Raw genomic sequence first — 25,726 nt, 5'->3', positions numbered from 1 at the left:
ACCGTCGTCGAGCCCCGAGGACCGTTGCTGTGACCGACCGCCCCGTCGTCCTGATCGCCGAGGAGCTGAGTCCTGCCACCGTGGAGGCGCTCGGCCCGGACTTCGAGATCCGCAGCTGCGACGGCGCCGACCGCGCCGAGCTGCTGGCCGCTGTCCCCGACGCCGCGGCGCTGCTGGTGCGCTCGGCCACCCGGGTGGACGCCGAGGTGCTGGCGGCCGCGCGCCGGCTGCGCGTCGTGGCCCGCGCCGGCGTCGGCCTCGACAACGTCGACGTGCGGGCCGCCACCCAGGCCGGCGTCATGGTGGTGAACGCGCCCACCTCCAACATCGTCAGCGCCGCCGAGCTCGCCGTCGCGCTGATGCTGGCGGCCGCCCGCCACGTCTCGCCCGCGCACGCGGCGCTGCGCGCCGGCCAGTGGCAGCGCTCCCGGTTCACCGGCACCGAGCTGTTCGAGAAGACCGTGGGGATCATCGGCCTGGGCCGGATCGGCCTGCTGGTGGCGCAGCGGCTCACGGCCTTCGGCATGACCGTCATCGCCTACGACCCCTACGTGCAGGCCGGGCGCGCTGCGCAGATGGGTGTGCGGCTTGTCGACCTCGACGTGCTGCTGGCCGAGTCCGACTTCGCCTCGGTGCACCTGCCCCGCACCCCCGAGACGATCGGCCTGATCGGCGCCGAGGAGCTGGCCCGGGCCAAGCCGTCGCTGGTGCTCGTGAACGCCGCTCGCGGCGGGATCGTCGACGAGGCCGCGCTGCACGACGCGCTCAAGAACGGCCGCATCGCCGCCGCCGGGCTCGACGTCTTCGCCAGCGAGCCCTGCACCGACAGCCCGCTGTTCGAGCTCGACAACGTGGTGGCGACACCCCACCTGGGCGCCTCCACCGAGGAGGCACAGGAGAAGGCGGGCCTCGCCGTCGCGCGCTCGGTGCGACTCGCGCTCGCGGGCGAGCTGGTGCCGGACGCCGTCAACGTGCAGGGCGGGCTGATCGCCGAGGACGTCCGCCCCGGCATCCCCCTGGTCGAGAAGCTGGGTCGGCTCTTCACCGGCATCGCCGGCGAGGTGGCCGCCCAGATCGACGTCGAGGTGCGTGGCGAGATCACCCACCACGACGTCAAGGTGCTCGAGCTCGCGGCGCTCAAGGGCGTCTTCACCGACGTCGTCGAGGAGCAGGTCTCCTACGTCAACGCGCCGCTGCTGGCCGCCGAGCGCGGCACCGCCGTCCGACTGGTCACCGAGGAGGAGAGCGCCGACCACCGCAACCTGATCACCCTGCGCGGCACGCTCGCCGACGGAGCCGCAGTCTCGGTCAGCGGCACGCTGGTGGGCATCCACCAGCGCGAGCGGCTGGTGGAGGTCAACGGCTTCGACGTCGACCTCGAGCCCACCGAGCACCTGGCCTTCCTCAGCTACCCCGACCTCCCGGGCATGGTGGGCACCGTCGGCGGCATCCTCGGCGCGCACGGCGTCAACATCGCCGGCATGCAGGTCTCGCGCGACGCCAAGGGCGGCCTCGCCCTGATGGCGCTCTCCGTCGACACCGCTATCACCCCCGAGGTGCTGGAGGAGATCGATCGCGCGACCACCGCGACCTGGGTGCGCGCCGTCGACCTGACCTGACCTGCGCGGGCTGGTCGAGGTGCGAGGCCGGTCACGGTCGAGCCTCGAGACCCCGCACCCGTGCTGCTGTCGGTGACCGGGGGGATGGCGGGAGGGGCTTGGCTGCCAGGGATCTCGGTACGCGTGGTCCCTCGTTCCTCGGGACCGCGCTGCTCGATCACCGGTGGCGTGTCAGTCGAGGACGGGGTCGTCGAAAGGTTCGATGTCGAAGTCGTCGGGCGGTGGGGGCTTGGGCCACTGTGGTTCGTGGGTGCCTAGGTGGTCGCGGACGATGGTCATCCCGGTCTGGAACTCCCACTCGTACGCGCCCGGTCCGAGTCGTCGGTAGGTGACGGCGCCGTGGGTCTTGAACCGGTGGTGGCGTCGGCAGAGTGGGGCGAGGTTGCAGGTGCAGGTCGCACCGCCCTGCTCGTAGGGCTTGAGGTGGTCGCAGTCGCAGCGGTCGGCGGGGCGGCTGCAGCGGGGGTAGACGCACCGGGGGTCGGTCCACCGGGTGCGTTGCTTGATCCGGTCGGGGACCTCGTACTGCTCGACGTGGACGGCGTTGTTGAGGTCGATGACGGGCCGCACGATGATCCGGGCGGCGGAGCCGCACCACTCACGGATCACCTCCGCGCTCACCGGGGTCTGAGTGTTCTCCAGGCGCCCGACCATGAACCCGGCAGCGGTGATCGCCTCGTCGGAGAGGTGCACGACGAGGTCGACGCCACGGCCGTGGGGCGCCGATGGCTCATGGATCTCGCCGGTCTCGAGGTCGAGGGCGAGCTGGTTCCTCGCCAGCTCCCCCACCGCGGCCGCGCGGCGGATGTCCAACGAGTCCTCGCACCCGGCCCTGCCGAGCGCGCGGGCGGTGTGCCGGATCGCGGCTTCCAGGTCGGCGGCGTCCGCGGCGTCCAGGCAGCCCGTCACCTCGACGGTGCCGGCCAGCGACTCCAGGGCTCCGGCGATGGACTCGGTGCGGCGGGACTCGCCGATGTCGAAGAACCGCCGCTCCCGCTTCTTCTTCTCAGCCTCCGCTGCGGCGGTGGGGTCGAACCGGGCCTGGGTCTCGGCGACGAGGCGCTCCATCTGGCGCTTGCCGATCTTGCCGGCCACGGCCTCGACCTGCCGGTCCAGGTGCTCGGCCGCCTCGGCGGGGAGGGGCTGGGTGAGGTCGGCGAGCTCGAACGCCTTCCACACCGGCAGCTGGAGCTGCTCCACCCGCTGGTAGAGCCGCGGGAGGCGGTACTTCAGCTCCAGCACCCGCCCCACCAGGGTGAGCCCGGCGTCGGTGCCCATACCCAGCGTGGAGGCGAGCTCCATCACCGCGAACTCACTGACGACGGGCGCGCCGGGACCGGCGACACTCAACCAGCGGTCGCAGAACCCTTGGTCGCCCAGGGCTGCCTCGAGCTCCTCGACCTGCTCGTCGCTCATCTCGGCGTCGGGGTCGGCCTCACCCTCGAGGTGGTCGGCGTCGAGGCGGTTGACCTTGGCCCACTCCACGATCACCCGCAGCTTGGCGACCTCGGCGCTCATCAGCTGCGTCTGCATGGACCGCACCATCCGTAGCGCGTGCTCGCGCTCACCGCGCTCGCGCTCCTCGCGCGCGAGCACCGCGGCGAGGTCGGGAGTGGTGGTGGTCATGGGTCTACTCAAGCACTCGCCACCGACATAGAAGGCCCGGATTCGGGGGTTACGCACCGATGCGAGAGGAACAAGCTGGTAACAGTTTTCTGGGTGCTGAGCATGGGTTCGAGGTTGACACTCGGGTGCGGAGTCTCGGATCGAGCACGCCGAGTGTCTCGAAGGCTCGCCACCCAGCTACTCGAGCGAGGGTGGGCGGCGCTCGACCACGATCTCCACGTGGCGACGTGCGCCTGCCTTCGCTGCGCTCGGCGCGGGTTCGTTCCTCACCCGCGCGTCGCTGCGCTGGTGCCCGGTCGGCGGTCACCGGGTCTCGACACGCTCTTCGCGGGTTCGTTCCTCACCCGCGATCGCTGCTCGACCACCATCGGCGTGAGGTTCGCAGGCTCACCTCACGCCACCTCACGCCACCATCACCCGGCCACGCGCAGGGGTGGCGCCCGGGCGGCGCGAGCAGACGACCGCCCAGGCGGCAGCGAGGCGCTCCACGGCCAGACGCAGCTCGTGGGGCGGTCGGGTCCAGGGGATGCGGACGAAGCGGTCCAGGCCGCCCTCGGCGGCGAAGGTGGGTCCGGGGGCGACGATGACACCGTGTCGCTCGGCCTCGTCGGCGAGCGCCGTGCCGGAGGACCCGGCACCGGGGGCGTCGGGGGGCAGCTGGCACCACAGCGCCAGTCCGCCACCCGGGCGGTGGAAGCGCCACGAGGGCAGCAGCTCCTGGACGGCGTCGATCAGTGCAGAGCGCTGCTCTCGTAGGCGCGATCGGTGCGCCTCGACGACGGCGCCCGCGCCGTCGCGCTCCGCCGCCAGCAGGTGCGCCAGCACCAGCTGCTCGAGCACCGGCGCGCCGAGGTCCAGCCCCACGCGCGCCTCGGTGATCCGTTGCTCCTCACCGCGGGGCGCGCGGATCCAGCCCAGGCGCAGGCCACCCCAGAAGGTCTTGCTGGCCGACCCCACGGTCACGGTGTCGGGTGCGTGGGCGGCGAAGGGTGCCGGCATCTGCTGTCCGTCGAGGGCGAGCCCCTGGTGCGCCTCGTCGACGACGGCGCGCGTGCGGGTGCGGCGCAGGGCGGTGGCCAGCTGTGCACGCTGGTCGTCGGTCATCAGGTGGCCGGTGGGGTTCTGGAAGTCCGGGATCAGGTAGGCCAGGCGGGGCGCGGTGTGGCGTGCGGTGGCCGCCACGGCGTCGAGGTCCCAGCCGCCGGGGTCCACCGCGGCCGGCACGAGCCGGGCGCCGGTGTGCCGGATCGCCAGGGTGGCGTTGGGGTAGACCGGCGACTCCACGAGCACCCGGTCGCCCGGTGCCGAGTAGGCCTGGGCGACGACGGCGGTGGCCGCGAGTGCGCCCGGGGTGATCAGCACCTGGTCAGGCTCGGTGGGCAGCCCGCGTGCCTCGTAGGCGGCGGCCACCTCGGCCTGCAGCCGGGGGAGTCCGGCCGGGAAGTAGCCGTGACCGCCGAGGTAGGCGGGGAGGTCGGTGGCAGCAGCCGCGTAGGCCTCCGCGATGCCGGGGGGAGCCGAGGCGGCCGAGCAGTTGAGGTCGATGGCGTCGTGGTCGCCGGCGCGCGGCATCAGTGCGCGGTCGTGGGCGCGGGCGAGTCCGCCCGGGACGCGGGTGAAGGTGCCGGCACCCACCCTGGCCTCGGCGTAGCCGGTCTCGCGCAGGACGGCGTAGGCGCGGGTGACCGTGGTGCGCGAGACGCCGAGGGCGTCGGTGAGCTCGCGCTCGCTGGGCAGTCGCGTGCCCAGCCCGATCCGGCCGTCGCCGACGAGGTGGGTCAGCGCCGTGGCCAGGCCGGCGTAGGCGGGGTCGCGGTCGAAGCCGTCGACGAGTCCGGCGATCCGGGCGGCGCTGATCCGGGTGGCACTGCTCATGCAGTCCACTGTTCCACGATTGGCTATTCACCACCAGGCCAATCACGACGCAGACTGGGGCCGTGTCCACCGCCCCGCCCACGACGCCGCCCCGCGCCGCGACCCTCCTGCTGGACCTCGGGCCCCTCGCCCAGCTGCGGGCCGGCCGCCTGCCCCTGCGCCTGCTGGTGCTCGCCGTCGGCCTGGCGCTGTACGGCGCCAGCCTGGCGATGATGGTGCGCGGCGATCTCGGGCTCGCGCCCTGGGACGTCCTGCACTCCGGCATCGTGCGGCACGTGCCGATCACGCTCGGCCAGGCGGTCATCGTGATGAGCTTCGCGGTGCTGCTGCTCTGGGTGCCGCTGCGCGAGAAGCCCGGGGTGGCCACGGTGGCGAACGCCGTGCTGGTCGGGCTCTCCGCCGACGCCACCCTCTGGCTGCTCGACCGGCCGGACGCCCTGGCGGCACGGGTGGGTCTGATGGTCGGCGGGGTCGTGCTCTGCGGGTTCGCCACGGCGCTCTACATCGGCGCCCAGCTGGGGCGCGGGCCCCGCGACGGGCTGATGACCGGCCTGGCCCGCCGCACGGGCTGGTCGATCCGCCTGGTGCGCACCGGCATCGAGGTCACCGTGGTCCTGCTGGGCCTGCTGCTGGGTGGCGTGCTCGGGGTCGGGACGGTGGTCTTCGCGCTCGCCATCGGGCCGCTGGCGCAGCTGATGATGCCGTGGTTCGTGGTGCGGTTGCCCGAGCGCCGCGATCCGTAGCGCGCAACTCGTCTACAGTCCGCACGTGCGGGGGATCCTGGGGGCCGTGACGGTGTGTGCCCTGGCGCTGACGGTGGGAGCCGTTCCAGCAGCCGAAGCCGATGACGCGACGACGAGCACGACGAGTGCGGCCGACGCCGCCGGCTGGGCCACGCGGCTCGACCGCCCCGGCACGGAGGAGTCCGGCACCCGGATCTCCGCGGTCGGCGGGGTCACCTACGCGGCCGCCACCACCGGCCAGGGGCGGGACCGCGACGTGGTCGTGGCCCGGCTCGACGCCGCCGGACGCGTGCAGTGGACGCGTGAGGGCGGCACCGCGCGGGGCGACGTCGTCACCGACGTCGTCGCGCGACCGGACGGCGTCCTGGTCCTCTCGGACACGGTGGGCGCGGACCCCGAGGGCTACGACGGCTACACCGTCACCCGCTACGACGCCGCGGGCGAGCACCTGTGGACCCGCACGCGGTCGCACGACGGCTTCATGGTCGGGCTGGCCGTGCTCGACGACAGCTACTACGTCGTGGGTCAGCGGGGCGGCGCCCCGGTCGTCGTGCGTCTCGCGCTGACCGACGGCGAGCAGTTGGCACGCAGCGCGGCGCCGGGACCGATCGGCGTCACGTCGTGGCAGTCCGTGGCGGTGCTGCGCGACGACGTCGTGGTGCTGGGTGCCGCTGCGTCCGCCGCCGGCGGGAGTGACGGTCGCCGGATGGGTCTGAGCCGCCTCGACGGTCGCGCCCTGACGCGCGACTGGTCGGTCGCCGTGGACACCGCGGCCGACGACTATCCCGCCCGCGTGCGGGTGCGCGACGGGCGCGTCCTGGTGGCCGGGCTGAGCATCGTGGGCGGCGACCCCAACAGCCAGGAGTACGCGATGGCCGTGGGGGCCTACTCCTCCGACGGCACCCGGCAGTGGCTGCGTCGCTTCGGGTCCGGTGCCGTGGACGGCTACGTCGACCTCGCCGCCACCCCGCGGGGACCCGTGGTCTTCGCGACGGCGACCACGCTCTTCGGCGACCTGGTGGGCATGACCCTCTACCCCTTCGGTCAGGACGGCACCCCGCGCGAGCGCGTGGCCGTGGGCGGCGAGTACCCGCGCGCGACCGGTGGCTCCGTGGAGTGGGACGACGTCGCCGGCCTGCTGGTGGCCGGGACCGACCTCGACGACACCTTCGGTCCCTCGGTCGGCGACGCCGAGGCGTTCGTCGTCCAGGCCCAGCCCGCCGGAGCGCCCGCGGTGCGTCGTGGCGTGCGGGTCACCCTCGCACCGGCCCGCGCCGTCGTGCGCCCGGGCGACGTCCGGGCCGTCCGGGCGCGGCTGGTCAACGCCGGCAGCGCCGCCACCCGGCTGCGCGTCCAGGGGTGCACCCCCGGTCGTGGTGTGGTGGTCCGCGCGTACGCCGGCGGGCGCGAGGTGACCGGCGCCGTGCGTCGCGGCACCTGGCGCACCGGGTCGCTCGCCCCGGGCGAGGCCACGGCGCTCACGCTGCGGATCACGGCGCGGGCCGGCACGAAGCCGGTCCGGGTGCCCTGCCGGGTGACGGTGCGCGACGACGCGGCACCCACCGCCCCGCGCGCCACGGCGTCGGACGCGGTGCAGATCCTGGTCCGTGCCGCGCGCCGTCGTTGACGTCGTTGGCTCGGGGTGAGAACCAGGGTTAGCCCGGGGCGAACGGGGGAGACTCCCGGGGCCCGGGGCCGATAGCCTCCGGGCATCACCCGCGCACCTCGGAGGGACCCATGACCGAGACCCCCACGCCCGACCAGTCCGGCGCCGCTGCCGCCATGCCGCTGGCCCCTCCGGACCCGGTGGTCACGCTGACCGCGCCGGAGGCCCCTGCGAAGGTGATCGAGACCCAGGCGCCCAAGATGGCGCCGCAGGTGTCGGCCGAGCAGGTCCCCGAGCTCGACAAGAAGGTCGACGGCTTCCTCACCGCGCTCGAGACCGCCCAGGTGGGCAGCCCGGAGTTCGCCGCGCAGGCCGAGAGCGTGCGGGTCATGGGCGACGCCGACATCCGCAAGGCGGCCGAGACCTCCAACCGGATGCTGCAGCAGCCGGTCCGCGCCCTCAAGGAGGGCGGTCTGGCCGAGGGGTCGGCGGTGGGCAAGACGCTCCTGGACCTTCGGCGCACGGTCGAGGACCTCGACCCCAGCCAGGCCACGGGCGCCAAGAAGTTCCTGGACTTCCTGCCCTTCGGCGACAAGATCACCGACTACTTCCGCAAGTACCAGTCGGCGCAGACCCAGCTGAACGGGATCCTGCACAGCCTGCGCAACGGCCAGGACGAGCTGCAGAAGGACAACGTGGCGCTCAACCTGGAGAAGACCAACCTCTGGACAGTCATGGGGCGCCTCAACCAGTACATCTACGTGGCCGAGCGCCTCGACGCGAAGCTCTCGGCCAAGATCGCCGAGCTGGAGCTGAGCGACCCCGAGGCGGCCAAGGCGCTGAGCCAGGACGTGCTGTTCTACGTGCGCCAGAAGCACCAGGACCTGCTCACCCAGCTGGCGGTCTCGATCCAGAGCTACCTGGCCATCGACATCATCATCAAGAACAACATCGAGCTCATCAAGGGCGTCGACCGCGCGAGCACCACCACGGTGGGCGCGCTGCGCACCGCCGTCATCGTGGCGCAGGCGCTGGGCAACCAGAAGCTGGTGCTCGACCAGATCACTGCTCTCAACACCACCACGTCGGGGATGATCCAGCGCACCTCGGAGATGCTGCGCGACAACTCCGCGGCGATCCAGGAGCAGGCAGCGAGCTCGACGATCGGCATGGAGCAGCTGCAGGCCGCCTTCTCCAACATCTACGCCACCATGGACAGCATCGACGAGTTCAAGCTCAAGGCGCTGGACTCCATGTCGCAGACCATCGGCGTCCTCGACGCCGAGGTGGCCAAGTCCAAGTCCTACCTCGAGCGCGTGCAGGCCCACGACCAGCGCAACGCCGCGGGTGCGCTGGACCTCTCGCAGATGCCCTGACGCGTGGGTATCGGCTCCTGGTTCCGGCGAAGGCGTGAGCCCGAGCCCACCCCTGTTGCCCAGCCACCCACCGAGCAGGAGGTGCTGGCGGCGCTCAACCGGGTCAACGCCCAGCTGCGCGAGGGCAACGCCCCGCCGGTGGTGATCTCGCGGGTGGTGCGCATCGCGCGCACCATCAACGACGCGCTGCCGCGGCTGCGCCACCTGGGTCTGGGCAGTCCCGAGGCCTACTCGGTCGTGGCCACCGCCACCAGCTACCTGCCCGAGGCCGTGGGCGGCTACCTGCGCCTGCCGCGCGACTGGGCCGACACCCGCCCCATCGACGGCTACAAGACCGCGCTCATGGTGCTCGTCGACCAGCTGGAGCTGCTGGGCTCCACGATGGACAAGATCCTCGACGCCGCCAACCGCGCCGACGCCCAGGCCCTGCTGGCGCACGGCATGTTCCTCCAGGCCAAGTTCGGCACGCCGAACGGCCCCGACCTCACGCTGGGATCCCCCTCATGAGCAGCTCTCCCGCAGCCCCCCTGACCGACGCGCTCGACGCCCTGGCCGAGGCCGCGCGCGGCGCCGGCCTCGACCCCGCCCAGGCGCGCGCCGAGGGCGAGGCGCTGGCCGCGGCCGTCGCCGAGCACATGAAGGGCTCCTTCGCGCGGTGGTCGGAGCAGACCGGGCGCCAGATCTCCGCCGAGGCGTTCATGGAGGCCGCCATGGCCGGCCGTCGGTACCGCACCTCGCCCACCCCGCTGGCCTCCCAGCTGCTCGGCGGGCAGCCCACTGCTGCCGCCCCCTACCTCGACGCCCTCACCGGCGTGGCCGCCGCGGCCGCCACGCTGGGCGTGCCCGACGAGCGCACCGCCGGCATCGTGATGATGGCGAGCGCCGCCCAGCGCGGTGTCGCCCCGGCCGCACCGACCCCCGCGCCCGGCCCCGCGGCTCCCGGCGTGCGCGAGCCTGCGCCCGGCGTCCTCGACGGCGTGGGCGCCCGGGTGATGCAGCAGCTGCACGCCCTGCAGCGTGGCGTCGAGCGCAGCGCCGGTGAGCTCGGCCGCACCGCGTCGAACCTCGACCTCGCGCAGGTCGACGCCGGCGTGCCCGGCGCCTTCGACCTCACCGGCACCGGCCCCACGCAGCCCACCCAGCCGACCCAGCCGACCCAGCCCACCCAGCCGACGCAGCCGACCCAGCCGACCCAGCCCGCACCCGCCGAGCCGACGCCCGCCGAGCCCGAGCAGCCGGCGGAGCCGGAGGAGGAGCCCCGCTCGGTCGAGGAGCTGCTGGCCGAGCTCGACGAGCTGGTGGGCCTGGAGACGGTCAAGGGCGAGATCCACCGCCAGGCCGCCGTGCTGCGCGTCGAGGGGCTGCGCAAGGAGGCCGGGCTGGCCGCGCCCACCATCACCCGGCACATGATCTTCAACGGCAACCCCGGCACCGGAAAGACCACCGTGGCCCGGCTGGTGGCCGGCATCTACCGCGCGCTGGGGCTGCTCTCGCAAGGTCAGCTCGTGGAGGTCGACCGCTCCGAGCTGGTGGCCGGCTACCTCGGGCAGACGGCCATGAAGACCGCCGAGGTCGTGGCCAAGGCGAAGGGCGGCGTCCTCTTCATCGACGAGGCCTACGCGCTGGCCGGCGACCAGTACGGCCAGGAGGCCGTCGACACGCTGGTCAAGGAGATGGAGGACAACCGCGACGACCTGGTGGTCATCGTGGCCGGGTACCCCGCGCCGATGGAGGTCTTCGTCGCTCAGAACCCGGGGCTCGAGAGCCGATTCCGCACCACCATCGACTTCGTCGACTACACCGACGAGGAGCTGGTGGCGATCTTCGAGGTGATGCTCAAGGGCGCCGAGTACGACGCCGGCCCCGAGGTGCTCGAGCGGCTGGCGGCCAAGCTGGCCACGGTGCAGCGCGGCCCGAGCTTCGGCAACGCCCGCTACGTGCGCAACCTGCTCGAGGCGGCCATCGGCCGCCACGCCTGGCGCCTGCGCGAGGTGGAGGAGCCCACGATCGAGCAGCTGCGCACCCTGGAGCCCGACGACCTCGACGTCGCCCTCGAGCCGCCCGCCGACGCGGCCGGGGACCAGCCCGCCGTCGAGCTGGGGGAGGCGTTCGGGGACCAGGCCAGGGACGAGGCCGGGGACCAGCCGGGGTCGGACCCCGAGGCGCCGGAGCCCCCGGTGGGGCAGGCTGAGCAGCCCCGACCGGACTCCGAGGAGGACCGATGACGCAGGCACCCGGTGCGGCGAGCGCGCCCGCGCGGCCGGCGCCGGCCGGTGCGCCCCCGGCCCCGGCTGTCGCGGCAGCGCCCGGACTCGACACCGCCCAGGCCCAGCGACTGGGCGAGGACGTGCCGCAGCTGCTCAACCGGTTGCAGGTGGCGGCGGTCGCGCTGTGCGTCGTCTTCGGGGTGCTGGCCGGGCTGGTGCAGCTGCTCGCGTGGCAGGGCAGCGGCCGCGCCGCGGACAACACCGAGCAGCTCGTGCGGGTGCAGGCCATCGAGACGTCGCTCTACCGCGCCGACGCGCTGGCCACCAACGCCTACCTGAGTGGAGGCCTGGAGCCCGCGGAGCAGCGCGCGGCCTACGACGACGCCATCGAGCAGGTGCTCGCCGACCTGACGGCGGCCGCCGAGGCCCAGCCCGCCGACCGCGAGGCGCTCACCGCGCTGGCCGGCGAGGTCAACCGGTACACCACCGCCATCACCCAGGCCCGCGACGGCAACCGCCAGGGCTACCCGGTGGGCAAGGCCTACCTGGCCGAGGCCGGCACCGCCTTGCGTGGCGAGGCAGCGGCCGTGCTGGACGCGCTGGTGGAGGCCAACACCGAGCGCTCCGAGGAGGAGCTGCAGGCACACCATCCCGTCTGGCTCATCGTGCTGGCCGTGCTGGTGGTGCTCGGGCTGTGGTTCGTCAACCGCCAGATCGCCCAGCGCTTCCACCGCCGCGTCAACCTCGGGATCGCGGTCGCCGCCGGCGTCGTGCTGCTGGCCACGCTGGTGGCCGCCGCGTACGGCTCGGCGCGCAACGGCACCGCGGAGGAGCTGCAGGCCGGGGCGTTCCGCACCGCGGTCGACGAGGCCGAGGCCCGCACCGCGGCCAACGACGCCAAGGCGCAGGAGAGCAAGCGGCTGATCAACCGGGCCGCCGGCGAGACCGCGGAGGAGCCGTGGCTGGCCGCCTCCGCGATCGTCCGCGACAACACCACGCGGCTCGCCGAGTGGAGGTACTACGTCGGCGTGCACGGGCTCGTGGTCAAAGCCGACGACGAGGGCCGCTACGACGACGCCGTCCAGCAGGCCACCGGGGGCAGCACCACCGCCTTCGACCAGTACGACGAGCTCGCCGCCGCCGAGGTCGAGCAGGCCAGCGGCGAGGTGACCGCCGAGCTGCGCAGCCGGGGGTTCAGCCTGGTGCTCGTGGTGTTCCTGCTGCTCGCCGGGCTCGTGGCCTCGGGCGCGGTGGCCTGGGGGATCAACCAGCGACGGAGGGAGTACGCCTGATGCGCACCCGACCCACCCGCTCCCGCGCCGCGCTGGCGGGCCTCGCGCTGGCCGGCGCGCTGCTGGCCGGCTGCGGCTACGACGCCACCCCGGTGCCCAACGCCGAGTCGGCCTCCGAGGAGCCGTCGGTGCCCCCGCCCAGCACCCAGGACTGCGGCGACCCCACCCGCTCCTACGCGCCCGAGGGCACCGTGGCGCAGCTGCGCGACGGTCGCGGCACCCGCGCCATCGAGAGCCGCGGCCGCCTGGTAGTCGGCATCTCCGCCGACTCCTACCTGCTGGGCTCGCGCGACCCGATCAGCGGCGACTTCGAGGGCTTCGACATCGACATGGTCCGGGCGGTGGCGCGGGCGATCTTCCCGCAGACCGACGCCGAGGCGATCGACGACAAGATCACCTACCGGGTGATCACGGCCGCCGACCGCATCCCCGCCCTGGAGTCCGGCCGCGTCGACCTGGTGGTGCGCAACTTCAGCATCACCTGCGACCGCTGGGAGCAGATCGCCTTCTCGGCCACCTACTACGAGTCGGGCCAGCAGGTGCTGGTGATCAGCGACCTCGCGCAGGAGGTCGACGGTCCCGAGGACCTCGCCGGGCTGCGTGTCTGCGCGCCCGACGGCACCACCAGCCTGACCAACATCGTCGAGGCGGCCGACGACGCCGAGATCGTGACGGCGGCCAACCACACCGACTGCCTGGTGAAGCTGCAGAACGGCGAGGTGGAGGCCATCACCGGCGACGACACCGTGCTGGCCGGTCTCTCGGCGCAGGACCCCTACGCCGTGGTGCCCACCGGCCAGGAGTCGTTCAGCCGTGAGCCGTACGGCATCGGCGTCAGCGCCGACAACCCCGATCTGGTGCGCCTGGTGAACGCGGTGCTGGAGCAGTCGCGCACCGACGGCACCTGGGAGGCCAGCTACAACCAGTGGCTGCGCCCCGAGCTGGGGCCGGCCACCCAGCCGCAGCCCGTCTACGGGCGGGAGTGACGCCGTGGTCACCGCACTGACGACGGCGCCGCCGGCGCCCGGGCGCCTGGGCCAGGCCCTGGCGCCCGCCGCGATCGGCACCTACCTGACAAGGCTGGAGGGGTGGCTGCGCGCGCGCCGCACCGAGCTCGACGAGATCGACGCCGCCGCGCTCGCCTCCGACCGCGGGGGCCAGGTCGCGGGCGACATGATGCTCTCGCTGGCGCTCTGGAAAGCCGTCAGCGACCGCTACCAGCTGATCTTCGCCACGTGGGACGGCGGCCGCGTGCTCGAGACCGAACGCGAGCGGATCAGTGCTCTCATCTGGGGTCGGCTCGACGGTGCGGGTGACGTGCCCGGCGGGATGCCGGTCTCGGTTCCCGAGGCGTGCCGGCTCTCCGACGCGTTGGCGGCCCAGCTGCGCAGCACCCTGGCGCTGGTGGTCGGCGCGGACGCCTCGGCCGCCCGCATCCGCGACCTGCGGGCACAGCTGGAGCGGCTGCGCGACCAGGTGGCGCTCGAGCCCGCCAACGCCCGGCCGGCGGCGCAGGCACGGCTGGTCGCGCTCGAGCAGCGGCTCGCGGTGATCACGGAGAAGGCCGAGCGCGGCGGCGACGTCGGCGGCCTGCTCGGACCGCTGGAGGCGGACGCCACCACCACCGAGCGCGACCTGATCGTGGGCAACGCCCAGCGCCGCGACGCACGCGACCAGCTGACCCGGGTGCGCGAGCTGCGCGCCGACCTGCAGCTGCGCGAGAACGCCCTCGAGCGCCTGGCGTCCCAGGCCGTGGCCACCGTGGAGCCCGCGCCGCGCTACGCGGTGCCCGACGTCGACGCGCTCGGGGCGATCCCCAACACCCCCGACGAGCTGCGCGCCTTCCAGCAGCGGCTGCAGCGCGTCTCCGAGGCGATGAACGTCGCGCAGCACGCCTACACCGACGCGCTCGAGGAGCACCAGCAGCTGGAGGCGCTGCTCGATGCCTACGTGGCCAAGGCCCGGGCGCTCGACGTCGCGGGCCGCGACGACCTGGCCGAGAGCGAGCAGCGGGCGCGCGACGTGCTCGCGCGGCGCCCCTCACCGCTGACCGTCGCCCGCCAGCTGGTGGCCACCTACCAGACCTGGCTCGACCAGGCCACGCGTCCCGGCGCTGCCGGCAAGGAGAGCGCCTGATGACCAGCTGCACCCAGTCCGGCTGCACCGGCAGCATCCAGGACGGCTACTGCGACGTGTGCGGCATGGCGGCTGCGAGCGCTCCCGTCGCCTCCACATCCGCCGCGGCCCCGGTGAGCTCGCCGATGACGGCGCCCGAACCGACCGCCAAGCGTGGCCAGGTCGTCGCGGCCGCGAGCGACGCCGTCGACCGGGCGGCCGACGGTCGGCGCTGCGCGCAGCCCGGCTGCACGGGCACGATCCTCGACGGCTACTGCGACGTGTGCGGCAGCGCCGCGGACTCCGCCCCCGCGCCGGCCGCGGCCGACTCGCCGCTGGGCGCCGAGGTCTCGGTGGCCACCTCGGCCAGCAAGGTGGCCTCGACGGCTTTCGGCTCCGCGCGCGCCACGCACGGGACGCTCAGCACCCGGCGCACCCGGGTCGGGTCGCAGCGCATGCGGGCCGCACGGTTGGGCGCCGGCATCACCCGCGTGCCGCCCGCCCCGCCGGTCGACGCCGCCGGAGCCATCAACCCGAACCCGGCGGTGCCCGAGGACAAGCGCACCTGCTCCAAGTGCGGCACCGCGATCGGCCGCAGCCGCGACGGCGTCCCCGGCCGCCAGGAGGGCTTCTGCCCCCAGTGCGGCCAGGAGTTCTCCTTCACGCCCAAGCTGCAGCCGGGCGACCTGGTGGCGGGCCAGTACGAGGTGGCCGGTGCGCTGGCGCACGGCGGCCTGGGCTGGATCTACCTGGCCCGCGACAAGAACGTCTCCGACCGCTGGGTGGTGCTCAAGGGCCTGCTCAACTCCGGCGACCCCGACGCGCTGGCCGCCGCCATCGCCGAGCAGCAGTTCCTGGCGCAGGTCGAGCACCCGCTGATCGTCGAGATCTACAACTTCGTCACCCACGAGGGTGCCGGCTACATCGTCATGGAGTACGTGGGCGGCACCTCGCTCAAGCAGATCCTCAAGAAGCGGATGCGCGAGAACGGCGGCAGCTACGACGCGCTGCCGGTCGACCAGGCGCTGGCCTACATCCTCGAGGTGCTGCCGGCCTTCCAGTACCTGCACGACCTCGGTCTCGTGTACTGCGACTTCAAGCCCGACAACCTCATCCAGGTGGGCGACGCCGTCAAGCTGATCGACCTCGGTGGCGTGCGGCGCATCGACGACCAGGAGTCGGCCATCTACGGCACCGTGGGCTACCAGGCGCCCGAGGTGGCCGAGGTCGGTCCGAGCGTGGCCTCGGACGTCTACACCATCGGCCGCACCCTGGTGGTGCTGTGCATGGAGTTCCGCGGCTACCAGGGCACCTACCTGCACTCGCTGCCGCCGCCGGCCTCCACGCCGCTGTTCGCCGCCAACGACTCCTTCTACTGGCTGGTCTCCAAGTGCTGCGCGCCCGACCCGGCCGACCGGTTCGCCTCCGCCGACGAGCTGCGTGTGCAGCTGCTGGGCGTGCTGCGCGAGTTCGTGGCCAAGAAGCACCCCGCGGTCGCCACCAGCTCGGCGGCCTCGGTCCTCTTCGGTCTGCCCGGCGGCTCCACCTCCGCGCTCTCGTGGAAGCAGCTGCCGCCGCTGCGCGAGGACACCTCCGACCCTCAGTTCTCCTGGCTGGCGGGCATCGGCACCGAGGACCCCGCCGAGCGGCTGCGCGAGCTCGAGCAGGCGCCCGGGGAGAGCGCCGAGGTGCTGCTCGCCCGGGCGCGCGCCGCCCTCGACCTCGGCGACATCGGCCGTGCCCGCGCCGTCGCGGCGCAGCTGCTGGCCGACGACCCGTGGGAGTGGCGGGCGCTGTGGGTCGACGGCCTGGCCACGCTGGCGGCCGAGGACTGGACCAGCGCCCAGGGCTCCTTCAACGCCGTGTGCCAGCAGGTGCCGGGCGAGCTGGCGCCCAAGCTGGCGCTGGCCGTGGCCTGCGAGCGCGGCGGCCTGCCCGACGTCGCCGAGGGGCTCTACGACACCTGCGCGCAGGTGGACGCCGCGTACGTCGCCCCTGCCTCCTTCGGCATGGCCCGGGTCCGGGCCATGCGCGGCGACACCGAGGGTGCGGTCCGCGCGCTCGACCAGGTGCCCTCGAGCAGCCGCGGCTACGTGGAGAGCCGCCAGCTGCGCGCGGAGGTGCTGCTGGCCAGCGGCAAGCACGACCTGGGCCTGCTGAACGACGCCATGCGCACCGTGGAGTCGGTGACCATGGACGCCACCTCGCAGCGTCGCTTCACGGTCAGGATCCTGGGCGAGGCGCTGACCCTGGTGCGGCAGGGCGGTCACACCTCGGCGCAGCGCCGCGGCACGGTGGGCTCCTTCGAGGCCACCGAGGCCGGACTGCGCGACGGCCTGGAGGCCACCCTGCGTAGCCTCGCCCGCGACACCCCCACGCTCACCGAGCGCATCGCGCTGGTCAACCAGGCCAACGCCGTGCGGAACTGGACGCTGACATGACCCAGACCCCCGGCCAGGACCCCGCACACCCGCCGGCTTCGCCCGGCGCGCCCGCTGCGGGCAGGGCCTGCCCGCACTGTGGCGCGGCCCTCGACCCGGCGGCACGCTTCTGCGAGGGCTGCGGCCAGGCCGTGACGGCGGGGGCCGCCGCGCCGGGCTCGTCGGCCGCGGCGCAGGCCGCCATCGCGAGCACCGCGACCGGCCCGACGGTGGCGGGGGAGGCCTCGCCGGGCGACGACCTGGGCCACAGCCCGATCAGCGCCCCCACGCACCTGACGCCGGTGGCGCCCGCGCCGCCGGCCGGGCGACGCCCGTGCACCGCCTGCGGGGGCCAGGTGGGCCCCGACCTCTACTGCGAGCAGTGCGGGACCAAGGCGCCCACCGAGCGTGACCACTTCCGTGAGGAGCCGGCCGGATGGGTGGCCGGGGTGTGCGACCGCGGCATCGCCCACCACCGCAACGAGGACGCGATGGCGCTCGCCGCCACCCCCGTGCCCGGGGAGCGTGCCGTGCTGGTCGTGCTCGACGGCGTCTCCTCCTCGATCGACTCCGATGTCGCGTCGCTCGCGGGTGCCCGGGCGGCCCGCGAGGTGCTGCGGCAGCGGCTCCCGCAGGGCATGGGCACCCCCGAGAGCCGGGCCGCCGCGGTGGCCAAGGCGTTCGGTGACACGGTGGTGGCCGCCAACGAGGCGGTCGTGGCGGCAACCGCGCCCGACTCCCCGAACCCCGCCTCGGCCACCTTCGTGGCCGCGGTTCTCGAGGGGCGTCGCCTGGCGTTCGCCAACGTGGGCGACTCCCGCGCCTACTGGCTGCCCGACCCGGGCCAGCCCGGCGAGCCGGTGCAGCTGACCGTCGACGACTCCGGGGCGCAGGCGCAGATCGAGGCGGGCGTGCCCCGCGAGCAGGCCGAGACCTCCACCCACGCGCACGCCATCACCAAGTGGCTCGGCCGTGACAGCCCCGACCTCACCCCGCGGGTGGGCGAGCTCGAGCTGTCGGGATCCGGCTGGGTGCTGGTGTGCTCCGACGGTCTGTGGAACTACGCCTCCGAGCCGACCGCCATCGCCGAGGTCGTGGTCCGCGAGCAGGAGGCCGGCGCGACCGACCCCGCCGCGCTGGCGCTGGCGCTCGTGCGCTTCGCCAACGACTGCGGCGGTCGCGACAACATCACCGCCACCCTGGCGCGCGTGGACGCGCCCGTAGCCTGACCCGACCAGCCAGCCAGCCAGCCAGCAGCCCAGCACCCAGAGGGGGAGACCGATGGCCGAGTTCACCGCCGCCGTCTACCAGAACGAGTACCTGCCCGACGGCGGCACCGACGTCAACGCCATCGTCACCGTCACCTGCACCGGTGCCGGGGTGGCCGGCAAGACCGGCTCGGGCTCGGCGGGCGAGATCATCATCGTCGACACCTCGGGCTCGATGGGCACCGAGACGATGGCGGCGGCGCGCAAGGCGGCCAAGGCCGCGGTCAACGAGATCCTCGACGGCACGATGTTCGCGATCATCGCGGGCTCGGACCGTGCCGCGCTGGCCTACCCGCGCGTGACCTCGGGCCCGGGCCTGGTGGCCATGGACAGCGGCACCCGCGCCGAGGCGCTGCGGTCGATCGACCAGTTCGTGGCCAGTGGCGGCACCGCCATGAGCACCTGGCTCGACCTGGCCGTCACGCTGTTCGGCTCGGTGCCGCAGGTGCGGCAGAAGCACGCCATCCTGCTCACCGACGGCGAGAACCGCGAGGACGCCGGCAAGCTCGACGCCGCCATCCGCCGGGCCACCGGCGTCTTCCAGTGCGACTGCCGCGGAGCCGGCACCGACTGGGTGGTGGAGGAGGTGCGCCGCATCGCGACGGCGCTGCTCGGCACGGTCGACATCATCCCGAGCGCCGAGCAGATGCAGACCCAGTTCCAGCAGATCATGCAGAAGGCGATGTCGCGCGGCGTGGCCGACGCGCAGCTGAGGGTGTGGACGCCGCAGGGCGCCCAGGTGCTGTTCGTGCGCCAGGTGGCGCCGACCGTGGAGGACCTCACCAGCCGCCGCACGGAGGTCAACCCGCTCACCGGCGGCTACCCCACCGGCGCCTGGTCCGACGAGTCGCGCGACTACCACGTCGCCGTCCGCGTGGCGGCGAAGGCGATCGGCCAGGAGCAGCTGGCCGCGCGCGTGCAGCTGGCGCTGGGCGACGACGTGGTGTGCCAGGGGCTGGTCAAGGCCACCTGGTCCAACGACTCCGGCCAGACCACGCGCATCGACCCGCAGGTGGCGCACTACACCGGCCAGACCGAGCTGGCCTCGATGATCCAGGAGGGTCTGGCGGCCAAGGCGCAGGGCGACGAGGCCACGGCCACCACCAAGCTGGGCCGCGCGGTGCAGCTGGCCGCCGAGACCGGCAACGAGGAGGCCACCTCCAAGCTGCGCAAGGTCGTCGACGTCGAGAACGAGGCCGAGGGCACGGTGCGGCTCAAGCGCGCCGTCGACAAGGTCGACGAGATGGCGCTCGACACGGCCTCCACGAAGACCACCCGGATCAAGAAGTGAGCACCTGCCCGGCGGGCCACACCACCACGGCCGACGACTACTGCGACACCTGCGGCCTCCCGGTCGTCGCGGGCGGGCCGGGTGACACCGGGCTGCTGCCGACCACCCCGGCGGCCCCGACGGCCCCGGACTCCTCCGCCAGCGGCACACCCAGCGGCACCTGCCCGCACTGCTCGGCGGCCAACCCGGCCGACGCGCTGTTCTGCGAGGCCTGCGGCTACGACTTCACCACCGGCAGCCTGCCGCGCCCGGTCGAGCCGCTGGCGCCGCCCGCCGTCGCAGGCACGGACGGCGCACCGGCCGCTCCCGTGGTGCCCTCCACTCCCGCCGCCGCCGCGGCGCCGGCCGAGGACCTCAACCCGGCACCGCCGCCCGCGGAGGCGTGGGTGGCCGAAATCTGGATCGACCCCGACTGGTACTCCGACCAGAAGTCCACCGACCCGCTGCCCTCGCCGGGGCTGCCCACGGTCGTGGCGCTCAAGCACCGCTCGGTGCTGATCGGGCGGGCCTCGCGCAGCCGCGGCATCTCGCCCGACATCGACCTCTCCTCCGACAACGGCATCAGCCGCCGCCACGCCCAGCTCACCACCGACGGCACCCGCTGGTTCGTCGAGGACCTCGGCTCCTCCAACGGCACCTACGTGGGCAGCTCGGTGGGCCCCCTGCCCACCGAGGCCCTGCCCGTGGGCCAGCGCCGCGAGTTCGACGACGACGACCGCGTCTACCTGGGGGCCTGGACCCGGCTGGTGATCCGGCGCGCGGCCCCGGGCGAGGGCTGAGACACCTGCTGCGTTAGGTTCCTTGTTGCAGACGACTTGCAACAAGGCCGGTCGTCGGGACGACTCCCGGGAGCCAGACGCCGATGCGCCGATCCGCGACCAGCCGACCTGCCCACCCCCGACACCGGGCTCGCCGCGCTCGCCAGGTGACCGCCGCCGCCGTCGCCCTGACCGCCGGCGCCCTGACCGCCTGCGGCGGCACCACCACGGCCGGGTCGGGTGGCGCGAGCAGCGAGGGTGGCGCGCCGACCGAGCTGCGCCTGGCCATCGGCGGGGAGTCCGAGGAGGGCTACGACCCCACGCTCGGCTGGGGCCGCTACGGGTCGCCGCTGTTCCAGTCCACCCTGCTCACCCGCGACGCCGACCTGGAGCTGCAGCCCGACCTGGCCACCGACTACGAGGTGAGCGAGGACGGCCTGACCTGGACCGTGCGCATCCGCGACGACGTCGCCTTCACCGACGGCGAGCCGCTCACGGCCGACGACGTCGCGTACACCTTCAACACTGCCGCCGAGCAGGGCGGCCTCACCGACGTCACGGTGCTGGAGGAGGCCGTCGCCACCGACGAGACCACGGTGGAGCTGCGCCTGGAGCGGCCGCAGAGCACCTTCGTCAACCGCCTGGCCTCGTTGGGGATCGTGCCCGAGCACGCGCACGGCGAGGACTACGCCCAGCAGCCAGTGGGCTCGGGGCCCTTCGAGCTGGTGAGCTGGCAGCAGGGCCAGCAGCTCGTCGTGGAGCGCAACGAGGACTACTACGGCGAGCAGCCCGACTTCGAGCGGGTGACGTTCGTGTTCACCGACGAGGACGGCTCGCTCGCCGCCGCCCGCGCCGGCGAGGTCGACATGGCGGCGGTGCCCGCCGCGCTGGCCACCCAGCAGGTGCCCGGCATGCGCCTGGAGGCGATCGACTCGGTCGACAACCGCGGCGTCATGTTCCCCACCGTGCCCGAGGGCGCCGTCGCGGGCAGCGGGAACGAGCAGGTGGGCAACGACGTGACCGCCGACCTCGCGATCCGCCGCGCCGTCAACACCGCCGTGGACCGTGCGGCGCTCGTCGAGGGGGTGCTGGAGGGCTTCGGCTCCCCGGCCTCGGGGCCCGCCGACGCGGCGCCGTGGGGCAACCCTTCGGCCGCCGTCGCGGACGCGGACCCGCAGGCCGCGGCGACCATGCTCGAGGAGGCCGGCTGGCGCGACGAGGACGGCGACGGGGTGCGCGAGAGGAACGGCCTGCGCGCCTCGTTCGCGCTGCTCTACCCGGCCGAGGACTCGCTGCGCCAGGGCCTGGCACTCAACGTGGCCGACATGGTGGCCGAGGCCGGCATCGAGGTGCGCGCCGAGGGCGTCTCGTGGGAGGAGATCGACCGCCGCCTGCACACCGACGCCGTGCTGTTCGGCTGGGGCAGCCACGACCCGACCGAGATGTACAACCTGTACCACTCCTCGCAGGCCGGGGTGGAGTACTGGAACCCCGGCTACTACGCCAGCGACGCCGTCGACGCGCACCTGGACACCGCGATGGCGGCCACCGACGAGGCCACGGCCACCCGCGCCTGGCAGGCCGCCCAGCTCGACGAGCAGGGAGAGGGCTTCACGGCCTCCGGCGACGCCGCCTGGGCGTGGCTGGTCAACCTCCAGCACACCTACTACACCGACGAGTGCCTCGACCTCGGCGAGACCCAGACCGAGCCGCACGGCCACGGCTGGCCGGTCACCGCGGGCATCACCGGGTGGTCGTGGACCTGCTGACGGACGGCGCCGCGCGGACCGCGGAGGCTGCTCCGGCACGCATCGGGCGCCTCGGCCCGGTGCTCCGCACCGTGCGGGTCCTCTCGCTGCTGGTGGCCGTGGCCGTGGGCGCCTTCGTGCTGGTGGCCGCCTCGCCGGTGGATCCCGTCGACGCCTACGTGGGCGCCGACCTGGCCGCCGTCGGACCCGAGCAGCGCGCGCAGATCGAGGAGCGCTGGGGGTTGGGCGACCCGCCCCTCGAGCGCTTCGCGGCGTGGGCGGGCAACGTCGTCACCGGTGACCTGGGCACCTCCCAGATCTACGGGCTGCCGGTCACGACCGTCATCGCCGACCGCTTCGCCGCCAGCCTCTCGCTGATGGCGCTGGCGTGGCTCCTCTCGGGGGTCGTGGGCTTCGGGCTCGGGCTGCTCGCCGGCATGCGCGCGGGCACCTGGGTGGACCGGGTCCTCAGCTGGTGGGCCTACCTGCTGGCCTCGGCGCCCACCTTCTGGGTGGGGCTGCTGCTGCTCTACGTGTTCTCGGTGTCGCTGCAGTGGACGCCGGTCTGCTGCGCCGCGCCGATCGGCACGCTGCCGGGCGAGGCCTCGCTGCTGGAGCGGCTGCACCACCTGCTGCTGCCCGCGCTCACGCTGAGCCTGGTGGCCGTCTCGCCGGTGCTGCTGCACACCCGGCAGGCCACGATCGAGGCGCGCGAGAGCGACTACGTGGCCTTCGCCCGCGCGCAGGGCGACCGCGGCACCGGGCTGGTGCTGCACCGGGTGGTCCGCAACGCTGCCGGCCCGGCGCTGATGCTGCAGTTCGCGGCCCTGAGCGAGCTGTTCGGCGGGTCTCTGCTGGCCGAGCAGGTCTTCACCTACCCGGGGCTCGGCGAGGCCACCACCCAGGCCGCGCTGCGCCAGGACGTGCCGCTGCTGCTCGGCATCGCGCTGTTCACCGCGGTGTTCGTCTTCGCCGGCAACGCACTGGGCGACGTCGTCCACCGCCGCGTCGACCCGCGCGCACGGCGGGAGGTGGCGGCGTGACCGCGCTCGACGAGGGTGTCGGGGCGACGACCCGCCCGGGTGAGCCCGCCGGACCCGACCTGGTCGCGCGGTTCGGCCGCGGCCGCCGCAGCCGCACCCTGTGGACCCTGGGGCTCGCCCTGGTGGTCGTGCTCGCGGTCGCCGTGGCGGGTCAGCTCCTGCAGACCTCGGCCGGCGACCCCGACCTGCCCTCGCGGCTGCAGCCGCCGTCGCCCGTGCACCCCTTCGGCACCGACCGCTTCGGCCAGGACCTGCTCCAGCGCACGCTGGTGGGGTTGCGGCTCAGCCTGCTCGTGGGCACCTCGGCAGCGGTGCTCTCCGGCGCCCTCGCGCTGCTGCTGGCGCTGGTGGCCGTGGTGGGCGGGCGGGTCGCCGAGGCCGTCGTCGGGTGGCTGGTCGACCTGTTCCTGGCGCTGCCGCACCTGGTGCTGCTGATCCTCATCTCCTTCGCGCTCGGCGGCGGCACCCTCGCCGTGGTGATCGCGGTCGCCGTGACGCACTGGCCGCGGCTGACCCGGGTGCTCATCGCCACCGGCCGCGAGAGTGCCGGGGCCGACCACGTCGCGATCTCGCGAGCCCTGGGGCACGGACGGGTGCACGTGGCGCGGCGGCACCTGCTGCCGCACCTGGTGCCGCACCTGACCGTAGGCACCGTGCTGCTGTTCCCGCACGCGATCCTGCACGAGGCGGCGCTGTCGTTCCTGGGGCTGGGCATCGACCCCGGCGAGCCCGCCATCGGCATCCTGCTCGCCGACTCCATGCGCTCGCTCTCGGCGGGCCACTGGTGGCTGGCGGTGCTGCCGGGCCTCGCGCTGCTCGTGGTCGTCAAGCTGGTCGACACCATCGGCAACCAGGGCCGCGCCCTGCTCGACCCGAGGAGCCACCACCTGTGAACCGGAGGGAGCTCGACGTCTCTGTCGAGAGCGCCGCTCTCGACGTGCGTGACCTCAGGGTGGCGTTCGTGCAGTATGAGCGCGGCCTGCGCCGTCGGGTGGTCGAGGCGGTGCGGGGCATGACCCTCAGCGCGCACCCGGGGGAGGTGGTGGCGCTGGTGGGAGCCAGCGGTGCGGGCAAGAGCCTGTTCGGCCACGCGGTGCTCGGCATGCTGCCGCCCAACGCCCGCGCCACCGGCGAGGTGCGGCTGGGCGGGCGGTTGCTCGACGAGGCGGCGCGGCGCCGGCTGGCCGGCCGTGGCCTGGTCCTGCTGCCGCAGGGCGGCTCCTACCTCGACCCGACGGCGCGGGTGGGCGCGCAGGTGCGGCGGGCGGCCCGGCTGGCCGGGCGCCGTGACCCGGCGGCGGCCGCCCGCGAGGCGCTGGCCGAGCGCGGGCTCGAGGCGGGCGTCGAGCGGCTGTACCCGCACGAGCTCTCGGGCGGCATGGCGCGGCGCGTGGTGGGTGCCGTCGCCGGAGTCGGCGACCCGGCCGTGGTGATCGCCGACGAGCCCACGCCGGGCCTGCACCCCGAGGCGGTGGCGGCTGCGCTGCAGGGCCTGCGGCGCACGGCCGACGGCGGCGCCGCCGTCGTGCTCATCACCCACGACCTGCGCGGTGCGCTGGGCGTGTCCGACCGTGTGGTGGTGTGTCGCGCCGGCAGCACCGTCGACGAGGCCGCCGTCGCCGACTTCGCCGGCGACGGCGCCGGGCTGGCACACCCGTACACGCGTGCGTTGTGGCAGGCCCTGCCCGGGCACGGCTTCCGTGCGCCCGCGGAACCGGGGGCGGCGTCGTGAGCCTGGTGCTCGACGACGTCTCGTACCGCTACCCGCGCGTCGCCGGCTGGGCCGTGCGGGGTGCCTCGCTGGTGGTGGCGCCGGGCGAGGTGGTGGGGCTCGCCGGCCCCTCGGGGTGCGGCAAGAGCACGCTCGGCAAGCTCGCGTGCGGGGTGCTCGTGCCGGCGGAGGGTCGCGTGGTGGTCGACGACGGCCCGGCGCGGCCACGACGCGGGGCCAGGCTCGTGCAGCTGGTGCACCAGGACCCGGTCGCGGCGATGAACCCCCGCTGGAGGGTGCGCGCGGTGCTCGACGAGGCCGACCCGACGGGTTCGTCGCTCGCGGACCCGGTGGTGGGCGCGCTGGTCGAGACCGGCTGGCTCGACCGCTACCCGCACGAGATCAGCGGCGGTGAGCTGCAGCGTGTCAGTCTGGCGAGAGCACTGCTTGCGAAGCCGACCTACCTGGTGGCCGACGAGATCTCGGCCAGCCTCGACCCCCTCACCCAGGCCGCGCTGTGGCGCGACCTGCTCGGCGTCGTGCGCGAGCGGGGCCTCGGGGTGCTGGCGGTCTCGCACGACGCCGCGTTGCTGGCCGAGGTGGCGGACCGGGTGGTGTCGGTGGGCGGTGGCACGCTGGCGGTGTGACGCAGCCCGACCCGCCGCCCGACCCGCCACCTGACCCGCCGCCCGACCTGCTGGCCGCCCTGCTCGCCGAGCGGGCTGAGGTGCTGGCACGCCTGGAGCGGCTGGGCGCCGAGGTCGCCGGGTTCGTGGAGGCCTCGCGCGACACCAACGCCGACGACGAGCACGACCCCGAGGGCGCCACCATCGCCTTCGAGCGCTCCCAGGTGGCCTCGGTGCAGCAGGCCGCGCGGCGCCGGCTGGGCGAGGTGGAGGCCGCGCTCGCCCGGCTCGAGCGGGGCGTGGGCGCCGTCGTCACGTGCGCACGGTGCGGGCGCCCGATCCCCGCGGAGCGGCTCGAGGCGCGGCCGTGGGCCACCACCTGCGTGGGGTGCGGGTGAGCGG

At 74.3% G+C, this 25,726-nt stretch carries 21 protein-coding genes; 19 read left to right on the top strand and 2 right to left on the bottom strand.

Annotated elements, in window-relative coordinates:
- Window positions 1-29 precede the first annotated feature (29 nt).
- Window positions 30-1,619, top strand: a complete 1,590-nt coding sequence (gene serA, locus ABD948_RS09110; protein WP_345264950.1) for a phosphoglycerate dehydrogenase — start codon at window positions 30-32, stop codon at window positions 1,617-1,619.
- A gap of 171 nt (window positions 1,620-1,790) precedes the next feature.
- Here the strand turns inward: serA and ABD948_RS09105 are convergent, their stop codons facing one another.
- The gene (locus ABD948_RS09105; protein ID WP_345264948.1) at window positions 1,791-3,245 is read right to left on the bottom strand and encodes an HNH endonuclease signature motif containing protein; all 1,455 of its coding nucleotides are present in this window, start codon (window positions 3,243-3,245) and stop codon (window positions 1,791-1,793) included.
- 402 nt (window positions 3,246-3,647) lie between these two features.
- On the bottom strand, window positions 3,648-5,120 hold the full coding sequence (gene yczR / locus ABD948_RS09100; protein WP_345264946.1) for a MocR-like transcription factor YczR: 1,473 nt from the start codon (window positions 5,118-5,120) through the stop codon (window positions 3,648-3,650).
- Between the two features lie 62 nt (window positions 5,121-5,182).
- Here yczR and yczE point away from each other — a divergent pair, with 62 nt between their 5' ends.
- The 18 genes from yczE (at window position 5,183) to ABD948_RS09010 (ending at window position 25,722) form a co-directional block, all read left to right on the top strand.
- Window positions 5,183-5,863, top strand: a complete 681-nt coding sequence (yczE, locus tag ABD948_RS09095; protein ID WP_345264944.1) for a membrane protein YczE — start codon at window positions 5,183-5,185, stop codon at window positions 5,861-5,863.
- 25 nt (window positions 5,864-5,888) lie between these two features.
- Window positions 5,889-7,490 (top strand): hypothetical protein, encoded by a 1,602-nt coding sequence (locus tag ABD948_RS09090; protein WP_345264942.1) that lies wholly within the window; start codon window positions 5,889-5,891, stop codon window positions 7,488-7,490.
- A gap of 110 nt (window positions 7,491-7,600) precedes the next feature.
- Window positions 7,601-8,845 (top strand): toxic anion resistance protein, encoded by a 1,245-nt coding sequence (locus tag ABD948_RS09085; protein ID WP_345264940.1) that lies wholly within the window; start codon window positions 7,601-7,603, stop codon window positions 8,843-8,845.
- Window positions 8,846-8,848: 3 nt separating this feature from the next.
- A complete protein-coding gene (locus ABD948_RS09080) occupies window positions 8,849-9,352 on the top strand; it encodes a hypothetical protein (RefSeq protein ID WP_345264938.1) in 504 nt (167 codons plus the stop codon).
- Complete coding sequence (locus ABD948_RS09075) at window positions 9,349-11,070, top strand: AAA family ATPase (RefSeq protein WP_345264936.1); 1,722 nt, start codon at window positions 9,349-9,351, stop codon at window positions 11,068-11,070. The genes ABD948_RS09080 and ABD948_RS09075 overlap by 4 nt, the downstream gene beginning before the upstream one ends.
- Complete coding sequence (locus ABD948_RS09070; RefSeq protein ID WP_345264934.1) at window positions 11,067-12,344, top strand: hypothetical protein; 1,278 nt, start codon at window positions 11,067-11,069, stop codon at window positions 12,342-12,344. Before ABD948_RS09075 ends, ABD948_RS09070 begins: the two co-directional genes overlap by 4 nt.
- Window positions 12,344-13,330: a glutamate ABC transporter substrate-binding protein gene (locus ABD948_RS09065; RefSeq protein ID WP_345264932.1), complete on the top strand. Its 987-nt coding sequence runs from the start codon at window positions 12,344-12,346 to the stop codon at window positions 13,328-13,330. Before ABD948_RS09070 ends, ABD948_RS09065 begins: the two co-directional genes overlap by 1 nt.
- Window positions 13,331-13,334: 4 nt before the next feature.
- Window positions 13,335-14,480, top strand: coding sequence for a hypothetical protein (locus ABD948_RS09060; protein ID WP_345264930.1), 1,146 nt, complete (start codon window positions 13,335-13,337; stop codon window positions 14,478-14,480).
- Window positions 14,480-16,900: a serine/threonine-protein kinase gene (locus ABD948_RS09055; RefSeq protein WP_345264928.1), complete on the top strand. Its 2,421-nt coding sequence runs from the start codon at window positions 14,480-14,482 to the stop codon at window positions 16,898-16,900. The genes ABD948_RS09060 and ABD948_RS09055 overlap by 1 nt, the downstream gene beginning before the upstream one ends.
- On the top strand, window positions 16,897-18,108 hold the full coding sequence (locus tag ABD948_RS09050) for a protein phosphatase 2C domain-containing protein (RefSeq protein WP_345264926.1): 1,212 nt from the start codon (window positions 16,897-16,899) through the stop codon (window positions 18,106-18,108). The genes ABD948_RS09055 and ABD948_RS09050 overlap by 4 nt, the downstream gene beginning before the upstream one ends.
- 52 nt (window positions 18,109-18,160) lie before the next feature.
- The gene (locus tag ABD948_RS09045; protein ID WP_345264924.1) at window positions 18,161-19,438 is read left to right on the top strand and encodes a vWA domain-containing protein; all 1,278 of its coding nucleotides are present in this window, start codon (window positions 18,161-18,163) and stop codon (window positions 19,436-19,438) included.
- Window positions 19,435-20,217 (top strand): double zinc ribbon and FHA domain-containing protein, encoded by a 783-nt coding sequence (locus ABD948_RS09040; protein WP_345264922.1) that lies wholly within the window; start codon window positions 19,435-19,437, stop codon window positions 20,215-20,217. Before ABD948_RS09045 ends, ABD948_RS09040 begins: the two co-directional genes overlap by 4 nt.
- A gap of 146 nt (window positions 20,218-20,363) precedes the next feature.
- Entirely contained in the window at window positions 20,364-21,965 is a 1,602-nt protein-coding gene (locus tag ABD948_RS09035) for an ABC transporter substrate-binding protein (RefSeq protein ID WP_345264920.1), read from the top strand.
- Window positions 21,953-22,987 (top strand): ABC transporter permease, encoded by a 1,035-nt coding sequence (locus ABD948_RS09030; RefSeq protein ID WP_345264918.1) that lies wholly within the window; start codon window positions 21,953-21,955, stop codon window positions 22,985-22,987. Before ABD948_RS09035 ends, ABD948_RS09030 begins: the two co-directional genes overlap by 13 nt.
- A complete protein-coding gene (locus ABD948_RS09025; protein ID WP_345264916.1) occupies window positions 22,984-23,880 on the top strand; it encodes an ABC transporter permease in 897 nt (298 codons plus the stop codon). Before ABD948_RS09030 ends, ABD948_RS09025 begins: the two co-directional genes overlap by 4 nt.
- A gap of 68 nt (window positions 23,881-23,948) precedes the next feature.
- Window positions 23,949-24,719, top strand: a complete 771-nt coding sequence (locus ABD948_RS09020) for an ATP-binding cassette domain-containing protein (RefSeq protein ID WP_345264914.1) — start codon at window positions 23,949-23,951, stop codon at window positions 24,717-24,719.
- Window positions 24,716-25,345 (top strand): ABC transporter ATP-binding protein, encoded by a 630-nt coding sequence (locus tag ABD948_RS09015; protein WP_345264912.1) that lies wholly within the window; start codon window positions 24,716-24,718, stop codon window positions 25,343-25,345. Before ABD948_RS09020 ends, ABD948_RS09015 begins: the two co-directional genes overlap by 4 nt.
- Window positions 25,342-25,722 (top strand): TraR/DksA family transcriptional regulator, encoded by a 381-nt coding sequence (locus ABD948_RS09010; RefSeq protein ID WP_345264910.1) that lies wholly within the window; start codon window positions 25,342-25,344, stop codon window positions 25,720-25,722. Before ABD948_RS09015 ends, ABD948_RS09010 begins: the two co-directional genes overlap by 4 nt.
- Window positions 25,723-25,726 lie beyond the last annotated feature (4 nt).

Origin of the sequence: Nocardioides nanhaiensis (assembly GCF_039542785.1) — a bacterium.
In the GTDB taxonomy this organism is placed as follows: domain Bacteria; phylum Actinomycetota; class Actinomycetes; order Propionibacteriales; family Nocardioidaceae; genus Nocardioides; species Nocardioides nanhaiensis.
This window is presented reverse-complemented; position numbering and strand designations above follow the sequence as displayed.

Coding starts and splice junctions, on each gene's coding strand:
- ABD948_RS09050 (WP_345264926.1), top strand. CDS start 16,897: ATGACCCAGACCCCCGGCCAGGACCCCGCACACCCGCCGGCTTCGCCC.
- ABD948_RS09070 (WP_345264934.1), top strand. CDS start 11,067: ATGACGCAGGCACCCGGTGCGGCGAGCGCGCCCGCGCGGCCGGCGCCG.
- ABD948_RS09045 (WP_345264924.1), top strand. CDS start 18,161: ATGGCCGAGTTCACCGCCGCCGTCTACCAGAACGAGTACCTGCCCGAC.
- ABD948_RS09055 (WP_345264928.1), top strand. CDS start 14,480: ATGACCAGCTGCACCCAGTCCGGCTGCACCGGCAGCATCCAGGACGGC.
- yczR (WP_345264946.1), bottom strand. CDS start 5,120: ATGAGCAGTGCCACCCGGATCAGCGCCGCCCGGATCGCCGGACTCGTC.
- ABD948_RS09085 (WP_345264940.1), top strand. CDS start 7,601: ATGACCGAGACCCCCACGCCCGACCAGTCCGGCGCCGCTGCCGCCATG.
- ABD948_RS09105 (WP_345264948.1), bottom strand. CDS start 3,245: ATGACCACCACCACTCCCGACCTCGCCGCGGTGCTCGCGCGCGAGGAG.
- ABD948_RS09065 (WP_345264932.1), top strand. CDS start 12,344: ATGCGCACCCGACCCACCCGCTCCCGCGCCGCGCTGGCGGGCCTCGCG.
- ABD948_RS09075 (WP_345264936.1), top strand. CDS start 9,349: ATGAGCAGCTCTCCCGCAGCCCCCCTGACCGACGCGCTCGACGCCCTG.